This window comes from Hymenobacter agri (assembly GCF_054778495.1).
In genome coordinates this window covers 1-521 of record NZ_BAAGZM010001313.1, presented here as the reverse complement: position 1 = coordinate 521, position 521 = coordinate 1, and the positions used below count along the sequence as shown (strand labels likewise).

The 521-nt window shown below is 67.9% G+C and carries 1 protein-coding gene; it reads left to right on the top strand.

Annotated elements, in window-relative coordinates; genetic code table 11:
- A partial coding sequence (locus ACYVDE_RS25975; RefSeq protein WP_460504381.1) for an alpha/beta hydrolase family protein occupies window positions 1-521 on the top strand: 521 nt, incomplete at both ends.

The window sequence follows — 521 nt, the reverse complement described above, 5'->3', positions numbered from 1 at the left end:
CGCCACTGCGGCCCCCGCCGCCCCCCGCCCGCCCGAAGCCTTCGGCTACCGCCGCCTTACGGTCATGTTCGGGCGCGACAGCGTGCAGGTGCTGCTGCTCTCCAGGCCCGGCGAGGAGACGCGGAAGAAGCCGCTGCTGCTCTGGGTGGAAGGCTCCATTCCCACCCCGCTGATAATGTACGATGCGCACGGGCCCTATACACCGTTCGGCTTCCACCCCAAAAAGGTGCTGGAAAGCTGCCACATCGCCATCATCAGCAAGCCCGGCATCCCGCTCACCTTCGACGTAACGGACCTGGACCCCAACCGCATTTTCCGGGAGCGCCAGCCGCCGGCCTACTACTGCGCCCGCAACTACCTCGACTACTACGTGCGCCGCGACGAGGCCGTGCTGCGCTACCTCAAAAAGCAGCCTTGGGTCGATGCCGCGCACGTCGTCATTGCCGGGCACTCGCAGGGCACGGCGGTGGTGGCGCACCTGGCCGCCGTGCCGGGCCTGGTGAGCCACGCGGTGTACCTGA